Annotated in this window: 1 protein-coding gene; it reads left to right on the forward strand. The window is 61.8% G+C overall.

The window, feature by feature from the left end; all coding sequences use genetic code 11:
* On the forward strand, window positions 1-589 hold a 589-nt coding region (locus AAAX32_RS10025; protein ID WP_349100740.1), incomplete at both ends, for an ATP-binding cassette domain-containing protein.

The raw sequence follows: 589 nt of genomic DNA on the forward strand, positions 1-589 counted from the left end.
CGGTCGGCGCCGTTGCGGCACGTTCGCCCAAACAGGCTGGACCCGCTAAAAAGCACCATGGGCTCGAGCTTCTGGACGCGAGCGTGGGATACGGAAGCACGACGGTACTTTCAATCGGGTCGCTTTTCCTGAGCCCGGGGACGGCGGCGGGCCTCGTTGCTCCCAACGGCTCGGGGAAAACCACCCTTCTTGAAGCGCTGTCGGGCCAATTTCCCACCCGCATCCGCTCGGGAAGCCTGGCGGCAGACGGAATCAGCCAACGTCGATCAGCCGAATTCGCAGAACTCGTCTACCTGAGCTCTTCGGGCAGCGCGGATCTCTACCCCACGCTATCGGCCCTCGAGCACCTCTCTTTCGTTAGGGAGGCGTGGAAATCGGCCGCCGACATCGACTCGCTCTGCAGCTCCCTCGGAATCTCCCCATATCTCGACAAGCCGACCCGTAAACTCTCGACAGGAATGAAGCAGCAGGTAAAGCTTGCCATGGCGATATCGACCGATTGCCCGTACCTCATCCTCGATGAACCGCTGAACGGCCTCGATCCGGGAAAACGGAAAACCTCCTGCGACGCGATGCGCAGCGAGGTGGC

Source organism: Collinsella sp. CLA-ER-H3, assembly GCF_040092425.1.
In the GTDB taxonomy this organism is placed as follows: Bacteria; Actinomycetota; Coriobacteriia; order Coriobacteriales; family Coriobacteriaceae; genus Collinsella.